We start from the raw sequence: 25,391 nt of genomic DNA, 5'->3' as shown, positions 1-25,391 counted from the left end.
TTAAAGTCCCTCCTACATATTCGTAATCAGATGTTGAACAGGGATATCAAATGATTCTGATGGCACTTTATCCACTAATTGTATGGCACTAACCAACGAAACTGTTTGGTTAGGAAAATCGATTAAAAATCGATCATAATACCCTCCACCAAAGCCAATTCGATAGCCCTGCTGATCAAACAAAATACCTGGTACAATCAATAAATCAATTGCTTTTTTGTCCATTTGCTTCTTCGGATCAGGTTTTGGCTCCAATAATTTGTAATATACAACCTCTAATTGATCATATGTATCCAATTGATAAAAAGTAAGTTTCTTTTGCTGTGGTTCGCATTTTGGAACACAAACGGTTTTATCTTGTTCCCATGCCCGCTCGATGATCGCCTTTGTATCCCATTCAAATCCTTGGGACATGGTAACACCGATTGTGTTTGCCTGCTGCCACAATGTGGAACTTACCAATTGATTAATTAAACTTTCCTCTATTTGTTGTTTCTCCTTCGTTGTCAGTTCTTTTACTTTTTGGATGGTTGTTTGACGCAGGTTCTGCTTATCCATATTAATCCTCCTTGTATCATGACCTGAACATGAATTATTGTGTAAAAATAAAACTCTTATCAATTTGTATGATAAGAGTTCCGCTGAAATTATTTCGTTTCACGATGCAAAGTGTGTTTTTTAACACGTGGGCAATATTTCATAAGCTCAATACGCTCAGGATTCGTACGTTTATTTTTTGTAGTAATATAATTACGCTCTCCTGTTTCAGTGCAAGCTAAAGTAATGTTTACGCGCATGGTTTTCCCTCCAAACTATTAAAACTCGCTTTATAGAGATAAAATTTTTCATTTCAGACTTAATTATAATAGCAGATGTTAGAAAAATTTTCAAGAATCTGATGAAAAATAAAAAATATTTTTGTTTTCTCCAAGCCAATTATATGGTATAAATATATTGTACCATATAATACAATGCCTTGTACAAATATGTCTATTCATGGCGGATTTCGTTTTAGTGCGTTATATTAATACACGGAATAAACTATATTGGTGGAACCGAAGAAATGGAGGGTAATAAATGTTTTTTACAGTAATGGCAATGATTGGCGTTGCGGTGGTTTTATTCATTTTATCATTTTTTCTTCATGATAAATTTGCAGATTTGGAAAACCAGATTGAACAATTTTCAATAACAACGATGCAGGATACATATCAGATGAAGAAAAAAATTAAAATATTAGAAGAAGAATTACTGTCTGATGATATTGGTCAGGATAAACGTTAAAATAGACAAGTTATGAATGTGAACATATAGAGGGAGAGAAATATGAGACAACCAGTACGAGCATTTGCTATCGGCTTATTTACTGCAGGTATTATCATGCTGATCGGCATCTTCTACTTTGATGATTCTGTTAGAACCGCAGATGATTTATCCATTGACGAGATGACTTCCAGTTTAAAAGAGGAAGGCTATCGCGTGGTAACCGAGGAAGAATATATTGCAGTTTCTGTTAATAATGATAAAACGCAACAAAAAGCAAACGAAGCGGAAAAACCAGATGCTGATCAGAAGAAAGACGATGAGCAAAATAAAGATAAACAAAATGTCGACAAAGCGGACAAGTCAGACAAAGCAGTAGATGATAAAGAAAAAACTTTTAAGAAAAAAGATGACAAAGAGGATGCTAAGGGTAAAGGAGATAAAAAAGATAAAGATGACGAAAAAGACAAAGATGAGACTAAAACATACACAATTAATATTAATGATGGTGTACTATCTTCCACAATCAGCGATAGACTTGAAGCTAACGGCATCATAGATAATTCTACGAAGTTCAATCTTTACTTAACAGATAATGGCTACGGTGAAAAAATACAGCTTGGTAAGTTTAAGGTAAACAGCGACATGAGCTTCAAAGAAATAGCTGAAGCAATAACGAGGTAACGGTTCAATTACTGTACAAAAACACAGTGTCTGATTGCAGGCACTGTGTTTTTTTGCTTGTGATAGGTTTAATTTGGTGTTGAATATGTGTAACAAAATAAAATCCTTCCATCCCAAATTTGGATGGAAGGATTTCTGCTTAATCTTCTTTTTCTTTACTATCGTCATCTCTTTTTTCTTTTAAATCAAAATAAGCGTCCATCAGTCTTGTACCGATATTATGTTGGATCTTATATTGGTTATTTTTTCCTAGGTAAGGAACAATAACAGCAAAAGCAATTTCTGGCTCGTCTCTTGGCGCATAGCCGACTAAAGAATAATTATCCGTTTCTACCAAATTATCCCCGTCTTTATAAAAACTCTCAGCAGTTCCTGTTTTTCCCACAGGATCGTAAGATTTACCACCCCAATAGCTGTAACCAGTACCACCCTGTTCCTGGAAAGCTCTTCGAAATCCTTCTTGAACACGTTCGATATAACTGTCCTGCATTTGTAACCGATTCATTACATCGGTACCTACACTTTTAAATACCGGCCCCATTTTATCTTTATCACCAGTTGGTTCCCGTACCTCATTTAAAAAATGCGGTCGGACGCGGTAGCCATCATTTGCAATTGTTGATACATATTGTGCCATTTGTAAGGTAGTGTACGTATCAAACTGACCAATTGCAAGGTTCATTAGTAAACCCGCGTCATTTTTAACTTCCCCTTCATAACCTACTGACTCAAACGGATAATCAATCCCCGTTTGCACGCCTAGACCAAATTGGCCGTAATAATTCCGCATCTTCTGAAAGGCTCCCGTATCAAACCTAGCTGAAGCATTGTCAGGAAATGGATAACGATTTTCTCCACCGATACGTAAGGCAATATAAAACATATATACGTTAGATGATTTTTTTAATGCATCCGTATCACTGGCTAATCCAATGTTTTTAGAAAGAGAGCTCTTCTGTGCCGTCCCTTTAATTTTAATTGGACTATCGTAAATTGTTTCACCAGGAGAAATGACACCTGATTGTAGCCCCGCTAATACTGTGGCACCTTTAATGGAGGAACCTGGTACATGCGCATCGTACAATGCTTTATATGCTGCATTATCATACTTATTCTTCTTTTTATCATAGTGCTGTCCGGACACAGCTAAAAGTTCTCCTGTTCTTGGGTTGATTGCGACAGCAAGTGCATCTTCCAAATAACGATTATCATAAGGTTGACTGCTCTTCGCCTTCTTCAGCTCATCACGAACAATTTCATCAACCTTTTCCTGATAATCTATATCAATCGACAACACTAAATCTTTACCACGCTGTCCTTCTACAACCGTTTTCGAATCAAGAATCGTACCATTTTTCGTTGTGGTATGTTCTATTTTTTCTTTTCTTCCCCGGAGCATATCTTCATAATACTCTTCTAATCCGCTTTTTCCAATACGATCATTCCGACTATATCCCCTGGTCAGAAAGTAATCTTCCTTGTCTGCTGGAATACCTTGTTCTTGTGAGGTGATGGATCCAATCAGACTACTGAATGTCTCGCCGGATTTAAACTCTCTTTCCCAGTCTGTTGTAGCATTTACACCTGGTAGATCATCCAGGTGTTCAGCCACCTGTGCATATTCATCTGGTGTAACGCCCTCATTCTTAACCGTTTGTGGTGTTAATGAATAAGCCTTATCCAGTTCTTTTTTTACCGCGATTACTTGAAGTTCATCTTTAGAGAAATCTTTAATCTCTTCATCCGTGATTTTCTCTAAGGTTTTCTTATATTGTTCAGCATTATCCAGTTCATTAATTTCTTTTTCAGATAATCGTGAATCTGCCTCATCGGTATGTTTTAGATACCAATACTCCTTTTTATCCCGATCAGTAACGCTTTCAGTGTCCATCGAAATAAAATTAGCCAATTTCTCCGCTACTTTCAAGCGTTCTTCTGCCTGAACACCCTTTGCAGGTGTATATGTAATCGAATAGAGCGGCTTATTATCTACAATTACCTTATGGTTACGATCCACTATTTTACCGCGCGGAACTGGGTTCTCCGTTGTATCCTGGATTGTGCGTTCGATTTCGCTTCGATAGGAGTCCCCATTCAATATTTGTACAATACCTAGTTGTAAAATTAATACCGAAAACATTAAAAACACAATAAAAAATAATATATTTAACCGAATAGGCAATTGTGCCTTTTTCTTTTTCTCTTTGGCCATTAAATATCCCCCGCAAAAATGTTAATTTATCTATATTAGATTTTACCATATTTAGCGGCTTTTTTCGTCAGTTATTTGTTCTTTCATGATAACTTCTTTTTTGGGGGACCCTCCAAGGTAAATATTTTTAACGAAAAGATAAACAAACAAATGTCCAGCACCAAAAATAACTAATAATAATGGGATAACTTTCTCGGCATTAAACATCGATACGGCGATAAGAAAAATAGTAATGGAAATGATTCGACCAATGTTTGCAAATAGTTCAAGTACGACAATATACTCCACACGCATGTCTTTCGCTTTCCATGCTTTTCCAATCACATCATAGGTCATCGACATGTATGGCACATTAATAATCGGATAAGCAATCCCAATCAATATTGCGTATACAACGAGTAATAGATAACTACTTTTAAACAGGATGACAAAGATTGCAAGGTAAAGTATAATCCCACCAACTAATATCGCCTTTTTCCTCATCGGCGGTTTAATAAATTTCGTTACGATAAAATAAAATACAAACGAAAGTCCCGATAAATACAAATTAAACATACCAAGCGAGAATTCACTTTTGGTGATTAGGAAAACCCAGATAGAAATCACGAAAAGAAATATCCCTTCCCTTAATCCCTGAAATAGATGTGCATATAATATCCGTTTCCAATTTTTATTATGCTTTCTTTCCTGCAAGATGCGAACAAAGTGAAAATCTCCCTCTGCTTGACGTCTTTTTAGGAAAAAGCTACACGAAACCGCACAAATAAATAGTATAAAAGATATGCTGAAAATTGTAGTATACCCAGCATTCGCAGTCATTTTGGCAATAATTGTTCCGGCTATAAGTGGCCCAACCATTCCACCAAAAGATTGTAATACGCCTAAAAATCCATTGAAAAAATCCCTTGTTTCCGGCTCTGTGATCTCAAAGGTTAACACATTAAAGGCAAGCCAGTAAAAACCATAACCGATTCCCAATAAGCTTCCTAACATAAAGTTATATTTTGCTGCATGTTCCCCAATGATTAATACACTTAAGAAAAACAGCGATAAAAATATCACACCTAAGCGTAATACAATAATCCTGTCGATTTTCTTTGCAAGTTTACCTGCCAAAATAAATGTAATTGGCTGGAAAATACAAACCGCTAAATTATAAACTGCAATGGTAATATAATCACCCGATTGTTTCCATAAATAAATGTTAACAAAAGTATTAGAAAGGAAGATCCCTAATGAATAAAGACCGCCAATAACTAATAAAAATAACAAATCCCGGTTAATATCCATTTTTCCTACAATAAATTGAAGACTTTTATGCATAGCTCATGACCCCTTTTGTATATCATAGTGTGGTCGATTCACATAGAGATATGCATTAGAAAACTTGGTAATTACCAATCTTTTTATTGTCCATTTCTTAGTAACACCTATACAGTAGGTAATTTTGATTCCTTATTTCTAAAATTGAAAACTGACGTTTTTGACACACAAAAAAACACGGAGAGCAGATCCCCGTGTTTTTTTATTTATATCTTTATTTTGCTTCGTTATAATTTTTTGCAACTTCATCCCAGTTTACAATGTTCCAGAATGCAGAAATATATTCTGGACGTTTGTTTTGATATTTAAGGTAATAAGCATGCTCCCATACGTCAAGACCAAGTAATGGTGTTTTACCTTCCATTACTGGACTGTCTTGGTTCGGTGTACTTGTTATTTCCAGTTCACCATTGTCAAGAACTAACCATGCCCAACCAGATCCAAAACGACCTGTTGCAGCGGTTGCGAATGCTTCTTTAAATTTATCAAAGCTACCAAACTTGCTGTTGATTTTATCCGCTAGTTCGCCTGTAGGTTCTCCACCACCATTTGGTGAAAGTAATTTCCAGAAAAAGCTGTGGTTAGCATGTCCCCCACCGTTGTTACGAACCGCTGTACGAATATTTTCAGGTACAGCGTCCAAGTTGCTAATAAGATCTTCTAATGATTTACTAGCAAGATCACTATTACCTTCTAGTGCGCCATTTAGTTTCGTCACATAGGTATTGTGATGCTTCGTATGATGAATGTTCATTGTTTCCTTATCGATTGTAGGTTCTAAAGCATCGTATGCATAAGGTAGTTCGGGTAATTCAAATTTTGCCATGATTAAACTTCCTCCTCTGAATATTTCAATGATTATAAAGGATTCTCATCCTTATATCATAAGATTATCAAAGCATTCTCATTGATGCAAACAATATGCCCAACAGAACATGTCTCAGATAATCTATCTTATAAAAACTATATTCCCACTGAGATAGGCTCGTAAACATTTTAGACAATAAAAAAACAAGCAAATTATCTGCTTGATGATTACGTATATATATGGTGGCTCGGGACGGAATCGAACCGCCGACACAAGGATTTTCAGTCCTTTGCTCTACCGACTGAGCTACCGAGCCATTTGGGATTAATACTTTTTTCATACTGCAAAATATGTATGGAGGAGGAAGAGGGATTCGAACCCCCGCGGGCTTTGACACCCCTGTCGGTTTTCAAGACCGATCCCTTCAGCCGAACTTGGGTATTCCTCCGAGCTTTTATGGTGGACCCTGCAGGACTCGAACCTGCGACCGATCGGTTATGAGCCGATGGCTCTAACCAACTGAGCTAAGGGTCCTAATCTTTCATTTATGGGGCGACCGGTGGGGATCGAACCCACGTATGCCGGAGCCACAATCCGGTGCGTTAACCACTTCGCCACGACCGCCATAACTGTTTAAATATAATATAAATGGTAGCGGCGGAGGGGATCGAACCCACGACCTTACGGGTATGAACCGTACGCTCTCGCCAGCTGAGCTACGCCGCCATTTGGCTCCACAGGTAGGATTCGAACCTACGACCGATCGGTTAACAGCCGATTGCTCTACCACTGAGCTACTGTGGAATAATCAATTAAGTTTAATATATGTATTGGACTGTTTAACATTATAATTAACAGCACGAAATATAATTTACCATGTACGACAAGATCTGTCAATAACTTTTATTTAAAATATAATTCAATGCAAGAACGCTAAAACAACAATATTCACTATAGCATTAAAAAAGTTAGATTTCAATACCAAACAATTATTTTTTGTATAATGATGTAATATTTTCGATAACTATGTGATAAATGATCCAGAATAAGCGTTTTTTAGCCTTATTCTGGATCATTCAATGATGTTAATATCTACATGAATAAATTTAAAATATAAAACACCACTCCACTAAGTAATGCGGTGATTGGCAAAGTAATCACCCAGGTGAAAAGCATTCGTTTGGCCACACCCCAATTTACACTTTTGACACGATGCGATGATCCTACCCCAAGAATTGACGAAGAAATAACATGTGTTGTACTCACTGGCAAATGAATCAAAGTCGCACCAAAAATAATAGCTGCTCCAGTCAAATCAGCAGCTACACCATTGACGGGACGGATTTTCATGATTTTTCCACCTACAGTTTTAATGATGCGCCATCCCCCAACTGACGTTCCAAGTGCCATCGCTAGCGCACAGGAAAATTGTACCCAAAAAGGAACATCTGTTGTTTGATGCATCCCGCCTACAATCAAGGCCATCGTTATAATCCCCATTGATTTTTGAGCATCATTTGTGCCATGTGAATACGATTGTAGAGCTGCAGTTAGAACTTGTACCATTCGAAATCGCTTATTTGTTTTTGCCAAATTACTATTTTTAAAAACAACTTTTATGACTGCATACATGATAAAGCCTACTACGAATGCAAGAACAGGTGATATGAATAATGCCTTAAGAATACTTAAAAAACCAGTATATTGTATGGCAGTGAATCCGGCAGAAGCAATTACAGCCCCAGTGATTGCACCAATGAGCGCATGGGAGGAACTGCTCGGGATTCCAAAATACCAAGTAATCAGGTTCCAGGCAATAGCCGCAAATAATGCGGCAAGAATAACTGTAGTACCATTATTTAACTCAAACGGATCAGCAATACCACTCGTAATTGTTTGGGCAACACCAGTAAACGTTAAGGCCCCCACAAAATTCATAACTGATGCCAGTATAATTGCTTTCCTAGGGGTCAAAGCTTTTGTTGATACAGATGTTGCAATTGCATTTGCAGTGTCATGAAAGCCATTGATAAAATCAAAGATGAGTGCAAAAATAACGATCAAAATGACGATTATAAATAAACTGTCCATAAATTATCCCTCATTACGCGTTTTTCATAATAATACTTTGTAGTGTACTGGCAACGTTCTGACAGTAATCTGCAATATTTTCAAGTGTTTCATAAATTTCTTTATATTGAATGACTTTAATTGCGTCTTTTTCTGTTTGGAAAAGGTTTTTTAAAGACTTTCGATATAAATCATCACACTTGCTTTCGTGATCCTTGATTTTGATCGCATGTGGTTCCACTTCTTTCAACCGACCCTTCGCCATTAATTCGATTGATAACAAAATTTCCTGCGAAGATTTCAAAATATATTCAGCGAACTCAGTAATATAACTATCTGAGGACAGGATTTGATGGATATCCATCAAAGCTGTGAAGTCTTCCATACCATCAATTACATCATCAAGATTCAACGTTAACTGGAGAATGTCCTCACGCTCGATTGGCGTAATAAAGGCGTCGTTTAAATTTTTAATGATCAAATGCACTTTTTCGTCTGCTTCTGACTCATATCGCTTAACTATTTTTGCAAATTCCTTTAGTGTTTCTACATCCTTCACCTTATAATTAACGAAATAATTCGTTGTTTCATTTAAATGTTTCGCAAAATCAACAAGGTAAAGTAAAAATTTATCCGGTGTTTTCTTGAACACTGCAAACCCTCCATATACTATTTTTCTAAGACTTCTTCAATAATGTTTACTGCATGATCGCCAATCCGCTCTAGATTACTAATAATATCAACGAATACAATCCCCGCTGAACCACTGCATTGCCCTTCGTTCATGCGAATAATGTGTTTCTTACGGTAAACACGTTCCATTTTGTCTATCTGGTCCTCTTTTTGGATTACGGCAAGGGCTGCTTCTCTATCGCTATTTTCCAATGATTTAATAGCTTGTTTTACAGTTGAAAGCGTTAAATCAAACATATCATTAAGATCTTCTTTTGCTTCCTCTGTCACGGTTACTTTATTAGATATTTTATAATCAATCAGCTCAATAATATTTTCAAAATGGTCACCGATTCGCTCAATATCCCGAACAGAATCCATTAATGCTGTATGTTGATTACTTTCCAATTCTGACATGGTACCTGAAGAAATATGAACTAAATAATCGGTTATTTTACGGTCCAAATTATTTAGTGCCCCTTCAATTTGCATTCCCATTTCAGCATGTTTTTGATTTTGCGTTGTCAAATACAAGTTTGTTTCTTCCAAGCCCTGGTGTGCATATTCACCCATTCGTACAATCTCCGCCTTCGCCTGGTTCAGCGCTAATGCTGAGGATTGTTGAATAAGCAACGGATCCAAATGTTTCGGATTAAATTCAATGACCGTATCTTCACCAGGTACAAGTTTCGTAACTAGCCATGCTAAAGCACCGATGAATGGAAACTGTATGATCGTATTAAAGATATTAAAATTACCATGTGCAAAGGCAATTGTCATCTCCGGATTCAAGTTAAACTGTCCTTGTAGAAATGTAATGTACGTTGTAAATAATCCTAAGAATATAAGGAAAATCACTGCACCAACTAGGTTAAATATAACATGCGTAAACGCTGCTCTTTTAGCTGCTACGCTAGTCCCAATTGCCGCTAGAACTGCAGTAATTGTTGTTCCAATATTGTCACCAAATAATACAGGTATTGCCGCTTTTAGCTCGATAGCACCTTCAGAGAATAATCCCTGCAATATTCCGATCGTAGCACTGGAACTTTGTACAATTAACGTAAAGACTGTTCCGACCACTACACCCAATACTGGACTATCACTCATTTTCACAGTTAATTCGTGAAATGTCTCCAAACTTTGCAATGGAGCCATGCCACTGCTCATTAATCCTAGACCAAAAAACAGAGATCCAAAGCCAAACACTGCTTGTCCAACTGCATTTACTTTTTGATTTTTAAAGAAAAATAACAAGAAACTACCAACTGCCATAATTGGCAATGAATATTCCCCAATGTCTAAACCTATTATGAAGGCTGTAACAGTCGTACCAATGTTTGCCCCCATAATAACGCCAATTGCTTGTCTAAATGTCATAAATCCGGCATTTACCAAGCCAACTGTCAATACGGTTGTACCGGAACTACTCTGAATAAGTACAGTCACAATAATACCTGCCAGTACACCTAAAAAAGGATTACTCGTAAATTTATCAAGGATATCCTTTAAACGATCACCAGCAGATTTTTGTAATCCTTCTCCCATAAATTTAATACCAAGGAGGAAAATCCCCAGACCACCAATAAATTCAAATAGCAGTGTTTGTAAATCAATATCCAATGAAATACTCCGCCCCTCCATAAAATGTTGGATTCTGTCGCATCCACCATTATTATTAGATGAAAATAAGCACTTTGTAAAGATGATTTCAATAAACTTAACACTAAATTTACATTCGACTTCATTTTGCCCTAATTATGTATAATTAAATAAAAAAATAATTCTCGACGGACGATATTTCTCCGTTCGAAAATTATTTTTTTGCGTTAAGCCTGTTCTATTTTTTCAACAAGTATCTTAGTACCATCTACTTCGATCACTCGCACCGGGCTATCCTTAGCAATCCATTGTCCATTAGAAACGGCACTATAATTATTGTCGTGGATTTTAATTGTCCCCACAGGTCTTAAATCGGTTAAAGTTATAGCTTCTTCGTTCACAAGTTTCTCATAACCTTCATTCATTGAGTTGTAGCCGCCTTCTTTTGTCAGCTGATATTTCAAGGTGATTTTCGTCCACATTTTTCTTTTTTTGAATACCTTTAGAAAAAGGAAAGATGCACCCCCACCGATAAGCACACCAACAACAGCATACAATCCGGAAGTTAAATCAGGAGCCGCGAGCGCGACGGACGTTAACATACTTGCTGCACCAAGTGTGGCGAGTGTTCCATCATTTAATATTTTACCATCAATAATGATCAGTAATAATCCAACAAAGTAAATAATAAGCATAATGATAAAGGAGCTCGTTTCAACAAAGGCAGAAAAATAAACGATCATAAATCCAAGTCCTAAAAGACCAAAAATGCCGCGCATATTTACTAGTATTTCACCAAGTAGGAATAATGTGCCTAACCCAGTAATAACAAACCCCATCCAGACATAATCAAAAATCTCCATTCTCCCATCTCCTTTCTCTCTATTTGTTTATACGTATGATGACGGCCATTTGTTTCAATAAAAGGAGCAAAACAAGATGAAAAAATTTCTTTTGTATGTATTCATTATATTACTATTTATAAGTATATATAAAGACTTAGCAGAAAATAACCAGCATACTGAATCAATTAACACATATCATACCCCAGACCAGAGGAATACAGACTTTGCCATCATGCATATAAAGGTCGAGCCTGGGGATACTGTTTTGTCAGTTGTTGAAGAAATGAATCATCATCATATTAAAAAATTAGACCTCAACCAAATTATAGCAGATTTCCAAAGGATAAATCCAACTGTTGACCCTTACCATCTTCAACCACACGTCTTTTATTACTTTCCAGCATATAAAGAATAAAAAACGAGGCCGGTTTATTCAGGTACCAGCCCCGTTTTCGTTACATAAAAGGAATTACTAAAAATCTTACTAAAATAGAGATAACACCTGCTGCGATCGCTATATTACCAAGCGTATCTGCTCCTCGGGCCCTGGAAACAAAGCCTAAGATGATTCCTGCAGCACCTAAGATGACAGGCATCATGAAAAAAGATACAACCGATAATGCCAATCCGATCCAGCCATACGTACTATTGACATCGCTATGATCATCATGATCCCTATCTACTCTGCTATCATAGTCATCAGCTGTTATTTCAGTCGCGAATTCTTCATTTCTGGAGCTGTCTGGGTCGATTTCAACAAAATCGTTATGATCTGTATGCGCTCCGTGTTCACCCGGTAAATCGCCTTCTTTATCCCTTTTAAAGTCATCCATTAATGAAACCTCCCTGCACGTTATATTAAGGTGCGGTTATAGTTTATGGAGTCTTCCCTTATATAATTATGTTACTTTATGGAAGACAATATGCTGGTCAAGTTGCATTTAAAAATTGAATGCATACAGTACCTAAGGAATCCCTTTCAAAGGAGGTGGATTATGTCTATTTTTATAAAGGAAATGGTAAAAAGTAAATTAAAGCAGCTAACAAGTGAGGAATTGCTTTATTATGGAAAGCAATACGATTTTTCCCTAACCGAAAACGAAGCCCAGAAGATTGTAGCCTATTTAAAAAACCATACCGTTGATCCGTTTAATACACATGATCAAAAGAAAATGTTTACCGCACTAGCTGAAATTACAGATCCTGGAACAGCAAACAAAGCGGATCTGCTTTTTAAAGAAATTATTCAATCCTATGGTTTAGGCCATCTTTTCAATTAAAAAAAGGCATAACGACTTCAGATCGTTATGCCCTGTCCTTTATTGATTCATAATTTGTTCTTTTAAATTACTTATAAATGTACCATCTTTGATCATGTCAATTTCAAATTTATACGGTGGTTTTTTATTTTTCTTGTCCTCACCAACATAAGGCGTTTCTAAAATTTTTGGTAAGTCCTGTAGCTGTGGATGATGGATGACATGATGTAAAGCATCAAAACCAATATAACCGAAGCCAATATTTTCGTGACGGTCTTTATGGGCTGAGCGTTCATTTTTACTGTCATTCACATGGATTACTTTCAGACGGTCTATGCCAACAATTTTATCAAATTCATTTAGAACATTGTCAAAATCATGGACAACATCGTACCCGGCATCATGAATATGACACGTATCCATACAAACCGATAATCGCTCATTGTGTGTTACACCATCAAAAATTTTCGCTAATTCATCAAAGCTTCGGCCAATCTCCGTACCTTTTCCTGCCATAGTTTCCAGTGCAATTTGCACATCTTTATCTTTTTCCACTACTTCGTTTAAGCCTTCAATGATTTTCTTGATTCCAACATCGGCACCTGCGCCAACGTGGGCTCCAGGATGCAGAACAATTTGTTTTGCTCCAAGTGCAGCGGTTCGGTCAATTTCACTCCGGAGGAAATCCACCCCTAATTCAAATGTTGCTGGCTTTGTGGTATTGGCAATATTAATAATATAGGGGGCATGTACAACAATGTCTGACATGCCATGTTCTTTCATATGTGCACTGCCTGCTTCGATGTTCAACTCTTCGATTGGTTTTCTTCTAGTATTTTGCGGTGCACCTGTGTAGATCATAAATGTGTTTGCACCATAGGATGCGGCTTCTTCACTTGATCCAAGCAACATCTTTTTACCACTCATTGATACGTGTGATCCAATTTTTAACAAAACTAACACCTCTCCCGTTTCCCTCTATAATTTATCTATTATTTTTTGTACTTTGATTTTTTGGTTAACCGTTTTTTAATCGATTCTTGTTGCATTTTCATTTTCTTTTTATAACCAGGTTTTACTTTATTGGTTTTCCGTACTTGTTTCCATGCTTCTTTGTCCATATTTGTAGTTGTTTTTTTTCTTAGTTTTCGTTCATTCCAAGGCTTTGCTTCTTGCCATTCACCATCTTTTACGTCAAAATACGTAAAAGTTAAACCTTTTTGTTCCAATTTATCAATTAATAGCAAATCTTCTTCTGTGTAGAGGCTGATTGCTGTGCCTTCCATACCTGCACGGGCTGTTCTGCCTACTCGGTGGATATAAAAATCTTCTTCTTTTGGCAACTGTGCATTAATTACATGACTTACCCCTTTAATATCAATACCTCTGGATGCTAAATCCGTTGCAACAACATATTGATAACGAAGGCTTTGAATATCCTTTAAGACCCTTTTACGTTCTCTCGGTGTTAGCCCGCCATGGATGACACCCGCATCCATTCCTCTTTGTTGCAAGGAGGCGGCCAATTGATTAGCCTTTTCCTTACTGTTTGCAAAAATGATTGCCAAATAAGGCTGAATCGTTTTAGATAACGCAATAATAACATCCGATATGTCTCGATGTTTTGCAGCAATCAAGTGGTGTTCCATCGCTTCCGGAGAAAAATGATCGTCAATTTTGACATGGACTGGATTAATTAAATACTTTTTAAAAAAGTGTTGCAGTCTTTGTGGAATCGTAGCCGAAAATACCAATAACTGGATATCTTTTTTGGATCTTACTAGTAGCTGGTCTACATCATTAATAAAACCGAGATCAAGCATTAAATCCGCCTCATCAATGACAAAGGACTTCGCCTTATAAATCGACACAGCATCCGCTTTAACTAAATCGAGAATTCTCCCTGGCGTACCTACAATAATATGGGGTGGGTGCTTTAACTTCTCGGCCATTCTTTGTTTATCTGTACCACCAATCAGCAGCTTGGTCGTACACTGCTGATCCTTATCCGCAAATCGGATAATCTTTTTAACTTCATCATAAAGCTGGGTCGCAAGCTCCCTTGTTGGCGCTGTAATAACAAATTGCACTTCCTCGAGATTCGTGTCAATCTGATTAAATAAAGGAAGCAGGAAGGCATGTGTCTTTCCGGATCCTGTTCGTGATTGACCGATGACACTTTTTCCAGATAGAACTTCTGGGATTACCTTTTCTTGTATTTCTGTTGGTTCGCGAAATCCCAACTTGCGAATCACTTCCTGTAATTCGGGCTGTAAAGTAAAATGATTAAAATCGTTTTTATTCATAAACGTACTCCTCTTTGATTCATTAATTTCGTACTTTATAACATTTGAAAAGGATCAGTATTCACCTTTGATACGATAATTTCAACCGCATCATCCTGTAGTTCATCATCTAAGTGATTTTTCGTTGAATGCTTCATGACCTCTTCAATATAGTGGCCAGCATCAATCACCGGTATACCACTAACCCATGCATCCTGGGCTACATGAAATGTCATATCACCGGTAATATAAACATCTGCACCTTTTTGCTTGGCTGTGTGAATGTACTTTTCACCACTTCCGCCTAGGATTGCAACTTTGTTCACCTTTTTTGTTATATCTCCAATTACCCTTACATGAGAAATATTCATCACGGCTTTTACATGCGCCGAAAGCTCCTCCACATTCATCGCTGGGGTTAATGTTCCTATCCTGCCAATTCCAATGTTTTTACCAGCATTTTTCAATGGGAAAATATCATAAGCAACCTCTTCATATGGATGTGCTTGAATAATGGCGTTAATTACGGATGAGAGCTTTTGTTCTTGTACAATTGTTTCTATTTTCACTTCATCCACGAATGCTATTTCATCCTGAAACCCAATAAAAGGATCGGTTCCTGCAAGTGGTTTAAATGTTCCTTGTCCTGGTGTTTGAAAAGTACAATGACTATAATTCCCAATATGGCCAGCACCCTGCCCACTTAACGCATCACGAACCGTATCCAAATGCGTCGTCGGAACATATACAGCTAGTTTGTACAGCCGTTCTGTATCGGTATCAACGAGTACCTCCCTGTCATCCACTCCCAGACGATCACAGAGCATGTCATTGACGCCGCCTTCTGCTGCATCTAGATTCGTGTGCGCCGCGTAAACAGTAATATCATGTTTGATTAGTTTTTCCATCACGCGACCTGCAGGTGTATCTGTATTAATCTGTTTGATGGATTTGAATAAAAGTGGATGATGCGCGATAATCAAATCAACATGATTTTCGATTGCTTCATCAACAACCGGTTCAAGCACATCCAAAGTGATCATCACCTTTTTTACCGGCTTATTATAAGAACCGATTTGCAGTCCGACATTATCCCATTCATAGGCTAAGCTTTTAGGTGCCCATTGCTCCATGATGTTAAATATAGCATTATTTGTTAAATGCGTCATTATACTGCAATACCTCCTTCATCCAAGCTAACTCTTTCTCGAATTGTGTTAATTTTTCTTCGTTTTGTTGTTTTGCAGATTTCATTTGTTCAATAATAAGACTGCGTTTTTCATATTCCGCCTGCCATTTTTGTTGAAATACTGGTGTTCTATTTTTCAACAAAAGTGGACCGAATAATAATTGCTGCTCAAGCACAGTTTCATCATATGGATTCATCTCTGATCCCTTATCTGCAACGATAATTTCATAGATATGCCCATGATCCTCTATAATCGTCTCGCTTATAATCGTAAATCTATTTTCTAAAAGCCACTGACGCACACTTCTTGCATCCACATTGGGCTGTGTGATAATACGATGGACGGAAGCTAGTTTTTCCTGTCCGTCCTGCAAAATCGTTTTAATCAAAGCGCCCCCCATGCCTGCAATAACGACCTCTTTCACTTTATCTTCATTATTTATTACTTGTAAGCCATTCCCCAAACGAACATCAATCTTCTCTGTCAATCCATAATATTGAACAGTTTCCTGTGCCCGCATAAACGGTCCTTCATTTAATTCCCCTGCGATTGCTTTAGCCGTTTTATCACGTGAGCAAACATAACATGGCAGATAAGCGTGATCAGAACCAATATCTGCAAAAATTGTCCCTGCACTAAGATAAGACGCTACTAGTTGTAACCGATCAGAAAGTGGTAATTTTTTTAACATTATTAACTCCTTATATGAAGAGAAAAAGCTTTCTGCATTATATCAGAAAGCTTTTATCCATGAAATATGTTTTTTATTACTTCTTTTCAGAAAGCCATTTCGCTAAAACTTCGGCTTCTTCATCTGTTGCCATTCCTGGAGGCATAGATCCTGTTCCGTTTACAGCGATATCATGGATTTCTTCTTCAGAATGATCGCTGCCTACTTTGGTTAAATCAGGACCTGCTCCCCCTGATAAATCAGCACCATGACAGCTTGCACAATTACTTTCAAAGATTTCTTCAGGATCATCTGAAGTTTCTCCATCTTGTGATTCTTCTTCTGTAGCTTCGTCGTTCCCTTCATCAGCTATATCATTTCGCTGTCCTATGCCAACAGCAGATATAACAATTACCAGAAGTACCCCAATAACAGCAATAATTGCAAAAGGGATAACCGGGTTCTTTTTCATTACGCTTCCTCCTTATGTAATCCCAACCATTAATGAAAGACTATATATATTTTACTCGATAATCCAAATAGTTTAAAGGCATAATATGTGAAACTTTATAAAAAATAGTAAAATTCCTTTAATATATGAAAAAATTGTTACGAGAAGCGTTTTTTTATCATGGCTTCTATAGAATAAACATAATAGAAAAGTCATTGCACACACCGCTTGTGCCCAATGACTAAACATATCAATCCAAAAAGTCTTTTAATCGTTTGCTGCGGCTTGGGTGTCTTAATTTACGTAACGCTTTCGCTTCTATTTGTCTGATTCTTTCTCTTGTTACACCAAAAACTTTTCCTACCTCTTCCAATGTCCGTGTACGTCCATCATCAAGTCCAAAACGTAACCGTAGTACATTCTCTTCTCTGTCTGTCAGTGTATCCAGTACGTCCTCCAATTGTTCTTTCAGTAGCTCATATGCAGCATGATCAGATGGAGATACTGCTTCATTGTCTTCAATGAAGTCACCAAGATGGGAATCATCTTCCTCACCAATAGGCGTTTCCAACGAGACAGGCTCTTGTGCGATTTTAAGAATATCGCGAACTTTATCAGGTGACAGCTCCATTTCTTCCCCAATTTCTTCAGGAGTTGGTTCCCTGCCTAAATCCTGCAATTGTTGACGTTGAACACGAATTAGCTTATTGATTGTTTCAACCATATGCACCGGAATCCGAATGGTTCTGGCCTGGTCAGCGATTGCACGTGTAATTGCTTGGCGTATCCACCATGTTGCATACGTACTGAATTTAAACCCTTTTCGGTGGTCAAACTTTTCAACCGCTTTGATTAAGCCCATATTTCCTTCTTGAATCAGATCTAAAAACAGCATGCCCCTTCCGACATATCGTTTAGCAATACTAACCACAAGACGGAGGTTCGCTTCTGCAAGACGCCGTTTCGCCTCTTCATCACCTTTTTCAATACGGGTTGCAAGCTCAATTTCTTCTGCAGCGGATAATAAATCAACCCGACCGATTTCTTTCAGATACATACGCACTGGGTCATTAATTTTAATACCTAGTGGTACACTCAGATCCTTAAGATTTACTTCTTCCTCTTTTGCAATTTGTTGCATGTTTGGATCATCTTCAGATTCACCAATAATTTCGACACCTTGTTCTCCTAGGTACTCATAAAACTCATCCATTTGATCTGATTCAATCACAAAATTCGACAGGCGATCCGCTACCTCTTCATACGCCAACACACCGCGTTTCTTTCCCATTTCAAGTAGTTGATCCTTTGCTTGTTCCAGTGTTAACTCCTGCTCGTTATCTTTTGTTTGTGAAGATTTGTTTTCGGCCATGAGTCCCCCTCCTTCCAGACTACGTAAAGATTTAATTTGACTGTTCCCATTGTTTCCGTATTTCTATGATCTGCATCGCAATTTGCGCAGCTTTAATTGGATCGTTCTGTTGCTCTGCTAACTTTTGTGCCTCTTTAAGCGATTTAACACTTACTTTATCGCTCATTTCAGCACGAATAATTCTAATATAATCATGAATTACTTGATCGCTGATATCTTCGAGTACAGGTGCCATTGCAATTTCAGCAACCAACTGCTTGACTCGTTGGTCTGATAGTTTTTCAATAAACAAACTAACATCAGCCGGATGACCTGCTTCATAAAAGGCATATAAATGTGTTGCAATTATTTTATGCTCATCCACATTAAAGGCAGCTCCAATTTCCTCCTGCACTTTATCAGTAATGTTCACGTCTTGCAACATATATGAAATAAGCTGTCTTTCAGCATTATGAAAAGCTGGTAGTAATTTTCTTTGTTTGGTAAAACTTGATCCCCTATTAGTATATCTGTTCTTTTCTCTCTTATCCTTATGAATTCCTGCCTCTTGACGATTATTGTTTAATTCATCTTTTAATGTATCTAAAGAAATACTATATTCATTACTGAGCTCTTTTAAATAATATTCCCGTTCAATCGGTGAATCAATCATTGCCAATTGTTTTAATACATTTTCTACATATTCTATGCGATCCCCTTCAAGATTTAAATGGTAATCTTTTTTCAAGTACCGCATATAAAATCCCATATAGGTGTCACTTGCTTTAATCACTTGATTGTCGAATGCTTCCGCACCAAACTGTTTAATGAAATCGTCCGGGTCCATACCGTTTTCCATGTTGGTAACTTTGACCTGGCAACCGGTTTTGCGCAGTAGTTCTGCGGCCTTATAAGTTCCTTCAAGCCCAGCATTATCAGAGTCATAACATAAGATAACAGTATCCACATAACGCCTTAATAATTTAGCTTGATTTTCAGTCAAGGCTGTTCCCATCGTTGCAATAACATTTTTAAACCCGGCTTGGTATGCAGATATTACATCCATATATCCTTCAAATAAAATGACTTCATTTTGTTTGCGAATATGCCTTTTTGCTAAATCAAAGTTATATAGCAGTTTTCCCTTTTGAAATAATTCACTTTCAGAGCTGTTTAAATACTTTGGTTCTTGTTCCATGATGGCCCTGCCACCAAAACCGATCGTCTTTCCTAAATGATTGCGAATCGGAAATATGACTCTTCCCCGAAAACGATCTGTTACACTATGATCATCCTGTAAGGAAAGCAAACCAGCTTTTATAAGTAATTGCTGATGAAATCCTTTTTTTTCAAGGAATTCTGCAGTGAAGTCTTTTACATTCGGTGCAAATCCCAGTTGAAATGCATCAACGGCTTCTTCATTAATACCTCGTTCCTTAAAATAGTTGTAGCCTGCTTTACCATCCTTCGTAAACTTGAGCAAATGATGATAAAGTTTCGTAAGCCATTCATAAGCGGATAGGATGCTCTGATTTTCTCCCGATAGTGAAGATTCTTTTCGGTATTCCTGCTCCGGTAACTGTACGCCAGCCCTATCGGCAAGGTGCTTTAATGCTTCGTAAAATGAAAAGTTTTCCATTTCCATTAAAAACGTCACAACATTGCCACCTTTTTGACAACCAAAGCAATGAAAAATCTGTTTTTCCTGTGTGACGGAAAATGATGGCGTCTTTTCGCCATGAAATGGACACAATCCGAAATAATTTTTTCCTTGTTTCTTTAACTGTACATACTCGCCAATGACATCTACTACATCATTTGCTTTACGAATCTCTTCTATTACCTCTTCAGGTATCTGATTGGCCATATAATCACCATGCTAACTTATATTCGAGATAACTTAAGAAAATCCTTCAAGATTCGACATTTTTACTAAAACGAAAAACATCCCCCTTATCCACTATCACTCTACTGAAGGACCATACACTTTCTCGTTCTAATGATCTTGAGCTATTTACATACCATTGTACCTCATGATGTTGACATATAAACCCTATAATGTACAGAACAGAAAAAGCGTATAAAATAGTATTTAAAATACCTTTATTATCTATTTCTACACAATCCTATTAAATTCCTTCTTTATTGTACATATTTTTTATTATTATATGCCTGTCTACTTATTATATATCTTTACACAAAGAACAATTATAATACAGATACACATAAAATGCTATTAAATTGTTTACTTTTTCCCAACAGCAGAAAAAACATTCAACAAAATTTCCGAAGAATGTTTTTCTATATAACTCAACTTTCGCATCAAAAAAACGTTTAAAGAGTTAGACAAGTTAAACCTAGAGTGTTTCTAATAATTCCCTTGACAACCTTGTAAAATAAAAGGTTGTTTTTTACACAAGAAGGGATAATTTGCGACATAAATTCTGTCTTTGTTAGATCTTAACGCTGACAATGAAACAAGTTTCTTAGTCGTCCGCAGCCCCATATACACTCCGCTTTCCGCGGGCGGCTGCTGAGCCTCCTTGTGCTTAAGCACTGCGGGGTCTCACCGATGCCTTTCCTCCCGCTGGAGTCTTCGTGTATATGGGCTGCTAAGTATAATGTTTGCCAATAAAAGCATGCTTTGGCTGGATGAAATGACAAAGTACCTACCCTAAATAAGCATTACCAGTCCGGATGAAAGAAGGGCGGTGACTCCAGCGGGAACAAAGATTTTCGGTGGGACGAGTAATCGCAGTCCCAGCACGTGTCCGAAGACCCCCGAGAGTGGTTTTCTCGAGGTGGCTGAGGCCGTGCCCGCGGAAAGCATCCGCCCGGATCGATTCCGGACGGCGAATAACACACCTCTTGGGAAATCAACATGCTCTTATGACGCAGTTTATATAAATGCTGTAATAAAAGCGTCAAAATTAACGAAAAGGCTCTATCGAAAGTCAACTTGAGCAGTTGTATTATCATCTTACCTAATTCTATCAAGGTTTATTTGTCAATTTTACTCTGCGAAAGTTGAGTATATAATTATATTTCATGCTGCATCTTTTAATGACTTCTAATCGTTTGTAAAATAATATTGGCGGTTTCTTCAACTGCTTTGTTGGAAACATTAATCACTTCGCAACCAATTCTATCCACAATTTTATTAAAGTATTCCAGTTCCTGATGAATGCGTTTGATATTGGCATATGTTGCTTGATCACCGAGTCCAAGTGCTTTTAATCGTTCTTTTCGAATATCATTTAATTTCTCCGGGCTGATTCTGAGGCCAATACATTTAGATGGATCTACACCAAACAATTCCTCTGGTGGATCAACTTCTGGAACGATAGGAACATTCGCCACTTTAATTCTTTTATGGGCCAGATATTGAGATAAAGGTGTTTTCGACGTACGAGATACTCCGATTAATACAATATCTGCCCTGGAAATACCTCGTGAATCTCGTCCATCATCGTATTTTACCGCAAATTCTATTGCTTCAACACGTTTAAAATAATCCTCATCCAACTTGTGAACCAGACCAGGCTCCAGTCTTGGAGAACTTTCAAATACCTTTTCCATTGCCAACATCATGGGCCCCATAATATCAATTGCTTCGATATGCAATTGACCGGCGCGTTCATTTGTGTAATTGCGCAGTTCCGGATCTACTAAAGTAAAGCCGATTATTCCATTATTTTCTTTCGCTAACTGTACCGCTTCTTCAATAGTTGCTTTATCTTCAATATAAGGGATGCGATGAATTTTAAACTCCCCATTATTAAATTGACTTAATCCTGCTTTAATCACCAATTCAGCAGTCTCCCCAACAGAATCTGATAAAACATAAACAATCGGTTTTGCTCCCATATGTAAGCCCCTTCCCCTTTTCTAATTATCCCCTGCTATACATGATCTTCCATGACTAACTCAACAAATACCTTTGTTATCGTTGTTTTGGTGATCCGCCCGACAACTTCCAGACCATGCTCAGTATCCTTTACTACTGGTACACCATCAATCTGCTTGTTGATGAGCTTCTGGGCAACTTCAATCAATGCGTCTTCTTTTCTGCACACCGTAATATTCGGCATTCTTGTCATAATAATATGAACAGGTACAGCATTTAAATCCTGTTGGCCAATACTTGCTCGTAATAAATCCTTGCGTGATAATACGCCAATTAAACAAGCATGATCGTCCACAACAAACAATGTGCCAACATCCTCTAAGAACATTGTTGATATCGCATCATATACAGAAACATCTTCCTTTACAACCACCGGAACATGCTGGTAATCATGGACTTCCATTTTTTTTATATTCTCTGTCAGCAATTCAAATCCGGTCTTGCCTGTGAAAAAATAGCCAACACGAGGTCTTGCATCAAGAAAACCAGCCATCGTTAAAATCGCTAAATCTGGCCGTAATGTAGCTCGCGTTAAATGGAGGCGATCCGCAATATGCTCACCGGTAATCGGTCCATTTCCCTTTACTATTTCAATAATTTGTTCTTGTCTATTCGATAACTCCATCTTCACACCACCTAAGGGCATTTATGTCATACTACTTTCGTAATATTATAGCTGACTTAGTGCAAAAAGGAAAACAGGGTTATACAGATTAGAAATGTTGTTTCCATTCAATGACTGTTAAATCGGCATAGTCGTTAATTAATAAAGAAATATTTTTTACTAATGCCAGTCGGTTATTTCTAAGCTGTTCATCATCTGCCATCACCATATTGTTATCAAAGAACTGATGAATCGGATCAGCCAGTTCTCCTAGGCACGCCAAGGCCTCAGATGCTTGCTTATCCTGATTTAACGAATGATATTTCTCTTGTACCGCTTCATAGGCGCGAAATAATGCTGCTTCCGAGTCGGTCACAAATTTTGTGGGATCTACTTCTGCCGTTTCCGCTTTACTTGATAAATTTAAAATGCGAACCAAGGCTTCCTGTACAGATTTAAACTGGTCATCATTCCGCTTGGACGACAGTACCTTCGCTTTCGCTAAAGTATACTCAAACACACCAATTACTTTGTTAAGCACTGCTTGAATGACATCTTGTTCAATCTGCCATTCTTTTAGCAAATAGGTCGCGCGTAACTGGAAAAATCCATGCAATTTATTTGCAACAGCCTCTGGATCCTCTTGTTCAACATCACTTGTCCGATAGATGGCTTGAGTATCCTTTAATAATGTCTCTAAAGAAATATCCCAATGGTTACCCTCCATAATTTTTAATACGCCAGCAGCCTGGCGTCTTAATGCATAGGGGTCCTGTGATCCTGTCGGTGTTAATCCAACAGCAATACAACCGACAATGGTATCTAATTTATCCGCAATACTTACGATCGATCCTATCAGAGATTCCGGCAGCTGACCATTCGATTGAACCGGCATATAATGCTCGCGGATTGCTTTTGAAACCGCTGGATTCTCTCCAAGGATGCTTGCATATTTCTCTCCAATAACCCCTTGCAGTTCGGTAAATTCATTTACCATATTTGTCACCAGGTCAAATTTACTGATTGCTGCGGCTCTTAATGCCAGCTTTGTTGTTGCTTCATCCAAATTCAAATGTACTGCTAATTTTCTCGTAAGATGAACAACCCGATCCAGTTTATCACTGATGGTCCCTAATTTCTCCTGAAACACGACCCGATCCAGTTTTTCCAAGTAGTAATCAATTGGATGCTTTTGATCTTCTTCATAGAAAAATTGACCATCGGATAATCGTGCATAAAGCACTTTTTCATTGCCTTTAATCACGTGTTCAATTGCATAATCATCCCCATTACGGACACCGACAAAATGCGGTAATAACTCACCATCTGCGGCTTCCACAGGGAAATAACGTTGATGCTCCTTCATCGAAATAATTAAAACTTCTGAAGGTAGCTTCAAGAACTTAGCTTCAAATGCTCCGATGAATACAGTGGGATACTCGACTAAGTTACGGACTTCATTTAATAACGCAGCATCGACTGGAATATGAACATTCTTTTCCGCTTCCAAACGATGAATGCCATCAATAATTAATTGCTCCCGTTCTTTTGCATCTGCAATGACGAAGTTTTTCTTTAATTGGTGCTCGTAGTCTGTCGGATCCTCCAGTACAATTTTTTCTCCCAAAAAGCGGTGACCATAGGTAATATTACTTGTTTGTACATGTGCGATTTCAAACGGAATTATTTCTTCACCATACATCGCCACAAGCCACCTGATCGGCCGAGCATACCTCAGCGTTTCTTCCCCCCAATGCATGTTTTTCGCAAATGTTATCGACTCAATAATTGCTTGAAACTCGGGTAAGAGCTCAGCAGTTTGTTGACCCTCGATATGTTTTTTTACAAAAATATAAGTTGTATCTTTGATTTCCTTCGTATAAATATCGTCAACGGTTTTACCTTGTCCTTTTGTAAAGCCAATAGCTGCCTTAGTCCAATTTCCTTCACTGTCTTTTGCTATTTTTACAGCCGGTCCTTTCGCCTCTTCTTCAATTGTTGTCTGTTCCTCAGCCATACCCTGAATTAAAACGGCTAGTCGCCTTGGTGTTGAATAGGAAGTAATTGTTTCATAAGAAATACGCAAGTCTTTCAGCCACTTCGCTGTCTTTTCTGCAAGTTGTGTTTCCGCATCATCTACATATCCTGCTGGTAATTCCTCTAATCCGATTTCAAATAGAACATGTTTCGTCATC

Annotated in this window: 24 protein-coding genes and 6 tRNA genes; 4 read left to right on the top strand and 26 right to left on the bottom strand. The window is 37.7% G+C overall.

The features are described from left to right. Positions 1-12 precede the first annotated feature (12 nt). Both JOC34_RS01595 and rpmG read right to left on the bottom strand, forming a co-directional pair. Positions 13-558, bottom strand: a complete 546-nt coding sequence (locus JOC34_RS01595; protein WP_205134953.1) for a 5-formyltetrahydrofolate cyclo-ligase — start codon at positions 556-558, stop codon at positions 13-15. Positions 559-647: 89 nt separating this feature from the next. Continuing rightward, positions 648-797 (bottom strand): 50S ribosomal protein L33, encoded by a 150-nt coding sequence (rpmG, locus tag JOC34_RS01590; protein WP_205134952.1) that lies wholly within the window; start codon positions 795-797, stop codon positions 648-650. A gap of 280 nt (positions 798-1,077) precedes the next feature. Between rpmG and JOC34_RS01585 the strand changes: the two genes are divergently transcribed. Together JOC34_RS01585 and JOC34_RS01580 are read left to right on the top strand one after the other, a co-directional pair. Next, positions 1,078-1,284 carry a hypothetical protein gene (locus tag JOC34_RS01585; protein WP_205134951.1) on the top strand — a complete coding sequence of 69 codons (207 nt, stop codon included), beginning with the start codon at positions 1,078-1,080 and terminating at the stop codon, positions 1,282-1,284. Between the two features lie 42 nt (positions 1,285-1,326). Continuing rightward, complete coding sequence (locus JOC34_RS01580; RefSeq protein WP_205134950.1) at positions 1,327-1,947, top strand: hypothetical protein; 621 nt, start codon at positions 1,327-1,329, stop codon at positions 1,945-1,947. Between the two features lie 139 nt (positions 1,948-2,086). Here the strand turns inward: JOC34_RS01580 and JOC34_RS01575 are convergent, their stop codons facing one another. The 13 genes from JOC34_RS01575 to JOC34_RS01515 all read right to left on the bottom strand — a co-directional run bounded on the left by JOC34_RS01575 (position 2,087) and on the right by JOC34_RS01515 (position 11,497). Beyond that, complete coding sequence (locus tag JOC34_RS01575; protein ID WP_205134949.1) at positions 2,087-4,159, bottom strand: peptidoglycan D,D-transpeptidase FtsI family protein; 2,073 nt, start codon at positions 4,157-4,159, stop codon at positions 2,087-2,089. Between the two features lie 51 nt (positions 4,160-4,210). After that, a complete protein-coding gene (locus JOC34_RS01570) occupies positions 4,211-5,482 on the bottom strand; it encodes an MFS transporter (RefSeq protein WP_205134948.1) in 1,272 nt (423 codons plus the stop codon). A gap of 214 nt (positions 5,483-5,696) precedes the next feature. Beyond that, complete coding sequence (gene sodA, locus JOC34_RS01565; protein WP_205134947.1) at positions 5,697-6,308, bottom strand: superoxide dismutase SodA; 612 nt, start codon at positions 6,306-6,308, stop codon at positions 5,697-5,699. Between the two features lie 222 nt (positions 6,309-6,530). Then, a tRNA-Phe gene (locus tag JOC34_RS01560) sits at positions 6,531-6,606 on the bottom strand. A gap of 39 nt (positions 6,607-6,645) precedes the next feature. Then, a tRNA-Ser gene (locus tag JOC34_RS01555) sits at positions 6,646-6,738 on the bottom strand. A 9-nt stretch (positions 6,739-6,747) separates the two neighbouring features. Beyond that, positions 6,748-6,824: transfer RNA gene (locus JOC34_RS01550), tRNA-Ile, on the bottom strand. Positions 6,825-6,838: 14 nt separating this feature from the next. Further along, positions 6,839-6,914: transfer RNA gene (locus JOC34_RS01545), tRNA-His, on the bottom strand. Positions 6,915-6,939: 25 nt separating this feature from the next. Continuing rightward, a tRNA-Met gene (locus JOC34_RS01540) sits at positions 6,940-7,016 on the bottom strand. Between the two features lie 3 nt (positions 7,017-7,019). Beyond that, positions 7,020-7,094: transfer RNA gene (locus JOC34_RS01535), tRNA-Asn, on the bottom strand. Positions 7,095-7,382: 288 nt separating this feature from the next. Next, the gene (locus tag JOC34_RS01530; protein ID WP_205134946.1) at positions 7,383-8,381 is read right to left on the bottom strand and encodes an inorganic phosphate transporter; all 999 of its coding nucleotides are present in this window, start codon (positions 8,379-8,381) and stop codon (positions 7,383-7,385) included. Between the two features lie 13 nt (positions 8,382-8,394). Then, a complete protein-coding gene (locus JOC34_RS01525) occupies positions 8,395-9,012 on the bottom strand; it encodes a DUF47 family protein (protein ID WP_205134945.1) in 618 nt (205 codons plus the stop codon). A gap of 17 nt (positions 9,013-9,029) precedes the next feature. Continuing rightward, positions 9,030-10,655, bottom strand: coding sequence for a Na/Pi cotransporter family protein (locus tag JOC34_RS01520; RefSeq protein ID WP_205134944.1), 1,626 nt, complete (start codon positions 10,653-10,655; stop codon positions 9,030-9,032). Between the two features lie 206 nt (positions 10,656-10,861). Continuing rightward, complete coding sequence (locus tag JOC34_RS01515; protein ID WP_205134943.1) at positions 10,862-11,497, bottom strand: NfeD family protein; 636 nt, start codon at positions 11,495-11,497, stop codon at positions 10,862-10,864. A 76-nt stretch (positions 11,498-11,573) separates the two neighbouring features. Here JOC34_RS01515 and JOC34_RS01510 point away from each other — a divergent pair, with 76 nt between their 5' ends. Then, positions 11,574-11,894, top strand: coding sequence for a hypothetical protein (locus JOC34_RS01510; protein WP_205134942.1), 321 nt, complete (start codon positions 11,574-11,576; stop codon positions 11,892-11,894). Between the two features lie 40 nt (positions 11,895-11,934). On the opposite strand, the gene JOC34_RS01505 is transcribed toward JOC34_RS01510, so the two are convergent. After that, positions 11,935-12,312: a hypothetical protein gene (locus tag JOC34_RS01505; RefSeq protein ID WP_205134941.1), complete on the bottom strand. Its 378-nt coding sequence runs from the start codon at positions 12,310-12,312 to the stop codon at positions 11,935-11,937. A 162-nt stretch (positions 12,313-12,474) separates the two neighbouring features. Here JOC34_RS01505 and JOC34_RS01500 point away from each other — a divergent pair, with 162 nt between their 5' ends. Beyond that, on the top strand, positions 12,475-12,759 hold the full coding sequence (locus JOC34_RS01500; protein ID WP_205134940.1) for a DUF2624 domain-containing protein: 285 nt from the start codon (positions 12,475-12,477) through the stop codon (positions 12,757-12,759). 39 nt (positions 12,760-12,798) lie between these two features. Here JOC34_RS01500 and JOC34_RS01495 read toward each other — a convergent pair whose 3' ends face one another. From JOC34_RS01495 to glyS, 10 genes are all read right to left on the bottom strand, one after another. Next, the gene (locus JOC34_RS01495) at positions 12,799-13,692 is read right to left on the bottom strand and encodes a deoxyribonuclease IV (RefSeq protein WP_205134939.1); all 894 of its coding nucleotides are present in this window, start codon (positions 13,690-13,692) and stop codon (positions 12,799-12,801) included. Between the two features lie 38 nt (positions 13,693-13,730). Next, complete coding sequence (locus JOC34_RS01490) at positions 13,731-15,044, bottom strand: DEAD/DEAH box helicase (protein ID WP_205134938.1); 1,314 nt, start codon at positions 15,042-15,044, stop codon at positions 13,731-13,733. 35 nt (positions 15,045-15,079) lie between these two features. Beyond that, positions 15,080-16,192 (bottom strand): Nif3-like dinuclear metal center hexameric protein, encoded by a 1,113-nt coding sequence (locus tag JOC34_RS01485; RefSeq protein ID WP_205134937.1) that lies wholly within the window; start codon positions 16,190-16,192, stop codon positions 15,080-15,082. Then, complete coding sequence (locus JOC34_RS01480) at positions 16,173-16,904, bottom strand: tRNA (adenine(22)-N(1))-methyltransferase (protein ID WP_205134936.1); 732 nt, start codon at positions 16,902-16,904, stop codon at positions 16,173-16,175. The genes JOC34_RS01485 and JOC34_RS01480 overlap by 20 nt, the downstream gene beginning before the upstream one ends. A gap of 76 nt (positions 16,905-16,980) precedes the next feature. Then, positions 16,981-17,355, bottom strand: a complete 375-nt coding sequence (cccA, locus tag JOC34_RS01475; RefSeq protein WP_205134935.1) for a cytochrome c550 — start codon at positions 17,353-17,355, stop codon at positions 16,981-16,983. A gap of 229 nt (positions 17,356-17,584) precedes the next feature. Beyond that, positions 17,585-18,706, bottom strand: coding sequence for an RNA polymerase sigma factor RpoD (rpoD, locus tag JOC34_RS01470; RefSeq protein ID WP_205134934.1), 1,122 nt, complete (start codon positions 18,704-18,706; stop codon positions 17,585-17,587). 31 nt (positions 18,707-18,737) lie between these two features. Further along, the gene (gene dnaG, locus JOC34_RS01465) at positions 18,738-20,552 is read right to left on the bottom strand and encodes a DNA primase (protein WP_205134933.1); all 1,815 of its coding nucleotides are present in this window, start codon (positions 20,550-20,552) and stop codon (positions 18,738-18,740) included. Between the two features lie 1,193 nt (positions 20,553-21,745). Next, the gene (locus JOC34_RS01460) at positions 21,746-22,552 is read right to left on the bottom strand and encodes a pyruvate, water dikinase regulatory protein (RefSeq protein ID WP_205134932.1); all 807 of its coding nucleotides are present in this window, start codon (positions 22,550-22,552) and stop codon (positions 21,746-21,748) included. A gap of 35 nt (positions 22,553-22,587) precedes the next feature. Continuing rightward, positions 22,588-23,217 (bottom strand): transcriptional regulator CcpN, encoded by a 630-nt coding sequence (gene ccpN / locus JOC34_RS01455; RefSeq protein WP_205134931.1) that lies wholly within the window; start codon positions 23,215-23,217, stop codon positions 22,588-22,590. 88 nt (positions 23,218-23,305) lie between these two features. Further along, positions 23,306-25,390 carry a glycine--tRNA ligase subunit beta gene (gene glyS, locus JOC34_RS01450; protein ID WP_205134930.1) on the bottom strand — a complete coding sequence of 695 codons (2,085 nt, stop codon included), beginning with the start codon at positions 25,388-25,390 and terminating at the stop codon, positions 23,306-23,308. Position 25,391 lies beyond the last annotated feature (1 nt).

It is taken from the genome of Virgibacillus halotolerans (assembly GCF_016908515.1).
GTDB classification, from domain to species: Bacteria; Bacillota; Bacilli; order Bacillales; family Amphibacillaceae; genus Virgibacillus_M; species Virgibacillus_M halotolerans.
This window is presented reverse-complemented; position numbering and strand designations above follow the sequence as displayed.

Excerpts from the sequence above, each read along its gene's own strand:
- JOC34_RS01580 (WP_205134950.1), top strand. The coding sequence starts at position 1,327 with ATGAGACAACCAGTACGAGCATTTGCTATCGGCTTATTTACTGCAGGT.
- dnaG (WP_205134933.1), bottom strand. The coding sequence starts at position 20,552 with ATGGCCAATCAGATACCTGAAGAGGTAATAGAAGAGATTCGTAAAGCA.
- JOC34_RS01505 (WP_205134941.1), bottom strand. The coding sequence starts at position 12,312 with ATGGATGACTTTAAAAGGGATAAAGAAGGCGATTTACCGGGTGAACAC.
- JOC34_RS01515 (WP_205134943.1), bottom strand. The coding sequence starts at position 11,497 with ATGGAGATTTTTGATTATGTCTGGATGGGGTTTGTTATTACTGGGTTA.
- JOC34_RS01460 (WP_205134932.1), bottom strand. The coding sequence starts at position 22,552 with ATGGGAGCAAAACCGATTGTTTATGTTTTATCAGATTCTGTTGGGGAG.
- glyS (WP_205134930.1), bottom strand. The coding sequence starts at position 25,390 with ATGACGAAACATGTTCTATTTGAAATCGGATTAGAGGAATTACCAGCA.
- JOC34_RS01530 (WP_205134946.1), bottom strand. The coding sequence starts at position 8,381 with ATGGACAGTTTATTTATAATCGTCATTTTGATCGTTATTTTTGCACTC.
- sodA (WP_205134947.1), bottom strand. The coding sequence starts at position 6,308 with ATGGCAAAATTTGAATTACCCGAACTACCTTATGCATACGATGCTTTA.
- JOC34_RS01500 (WP_205134940.1), top strand. The coding sequence starts at position 12,475 with ATGTCTATTTTTATAAAGGAAATGGTAAAAAGTAAATTAAAGCAGCTA.
- rpmG (WP_205134952.1), bottom strand. The coding sequence starts at position 797 with ATGCGCGTAAACATTACTTTAGCTTGCACTGAAACAGGAGAGCGTAAT.
- JOC34_RS01485 (WP_205134937.1), bottom strand. The coding sequence starts at position 16,192 with ATGACGCATTTAACAAATAATGCTATATTTAACATCATGGAGCAATGG.
- JOC34_RS01510 (WP_205134942.1), top strand. The coding sequence starts at position 11,574 with ATGAAAAAATTTCTTTTGTATGTATTCATTATATTACTATTTATAAGT.
- JOC34_RS01490 (WP_205134938.1), bottom strand. The coding sequence starts at position 15,044 with ATGAATAAAAACGATTTTAATCATTTTACTTTACAGCCCGAATTACAG.
- JOC34_RS01570 (WP_205134948.1), bottom strand. The coding sequence starts at position 5,482 with ATGCATAAAAGTCTTCAATTTATTGTAGGAAAAATGGATATTAACCGG.
- ccpN (WP_205134931.1), bottom strand. The coding sequence starts at position 23,217 with ATGGAGTTATCGAATAGACAAGAACAAATTATTGAAATAGTAAAGGGA.
- cccA (WP_205134935.1), bottom strand. The coding sequence starts at position 17,355 with ATGAAAAAGAACCCGGTTATCCCTTTTGCAATTATTGCTGTTATTGGG.
- rpoD (WP_205134934.1), bottom strand. The coding sequence starts at position 18,706 with ATGGCCGAAAACAAATCTTCACAAACAAAAGATAACGAGCAGGAGTTA.
- JOC34_RS01575 (WP_205134949.1), bottom strand. The coding sequence starts at position 4,159 with ATGGCCAAAGAGAAAAAGAAAAAGGCACAATTGCCTATTCGGTTAAAT.
- JOC34_RS01585 (WP_205134951.1), top strand. The coding sequence starts at position 1,078 with ATGTTTTTTACAGTAATGGCAATGATTGGCGTTGCGGTGGTTTTATTC.
- JOC34_RS01480 (WP_205134936.1), bottom strand. The coding sequence starts at position 16,904 with ATGTTAAAAAAATTACCACTTTCTGATCGGTTACAACTAGTAGCGTCT.
- JOC34_RS01595 (WP_205134953.1), bottom strand. The coding sequence starts at position 558 with ATGGATAAGCAGAACCTGCGTCAAACAACCATCCAAAAAGTAAAAGAA.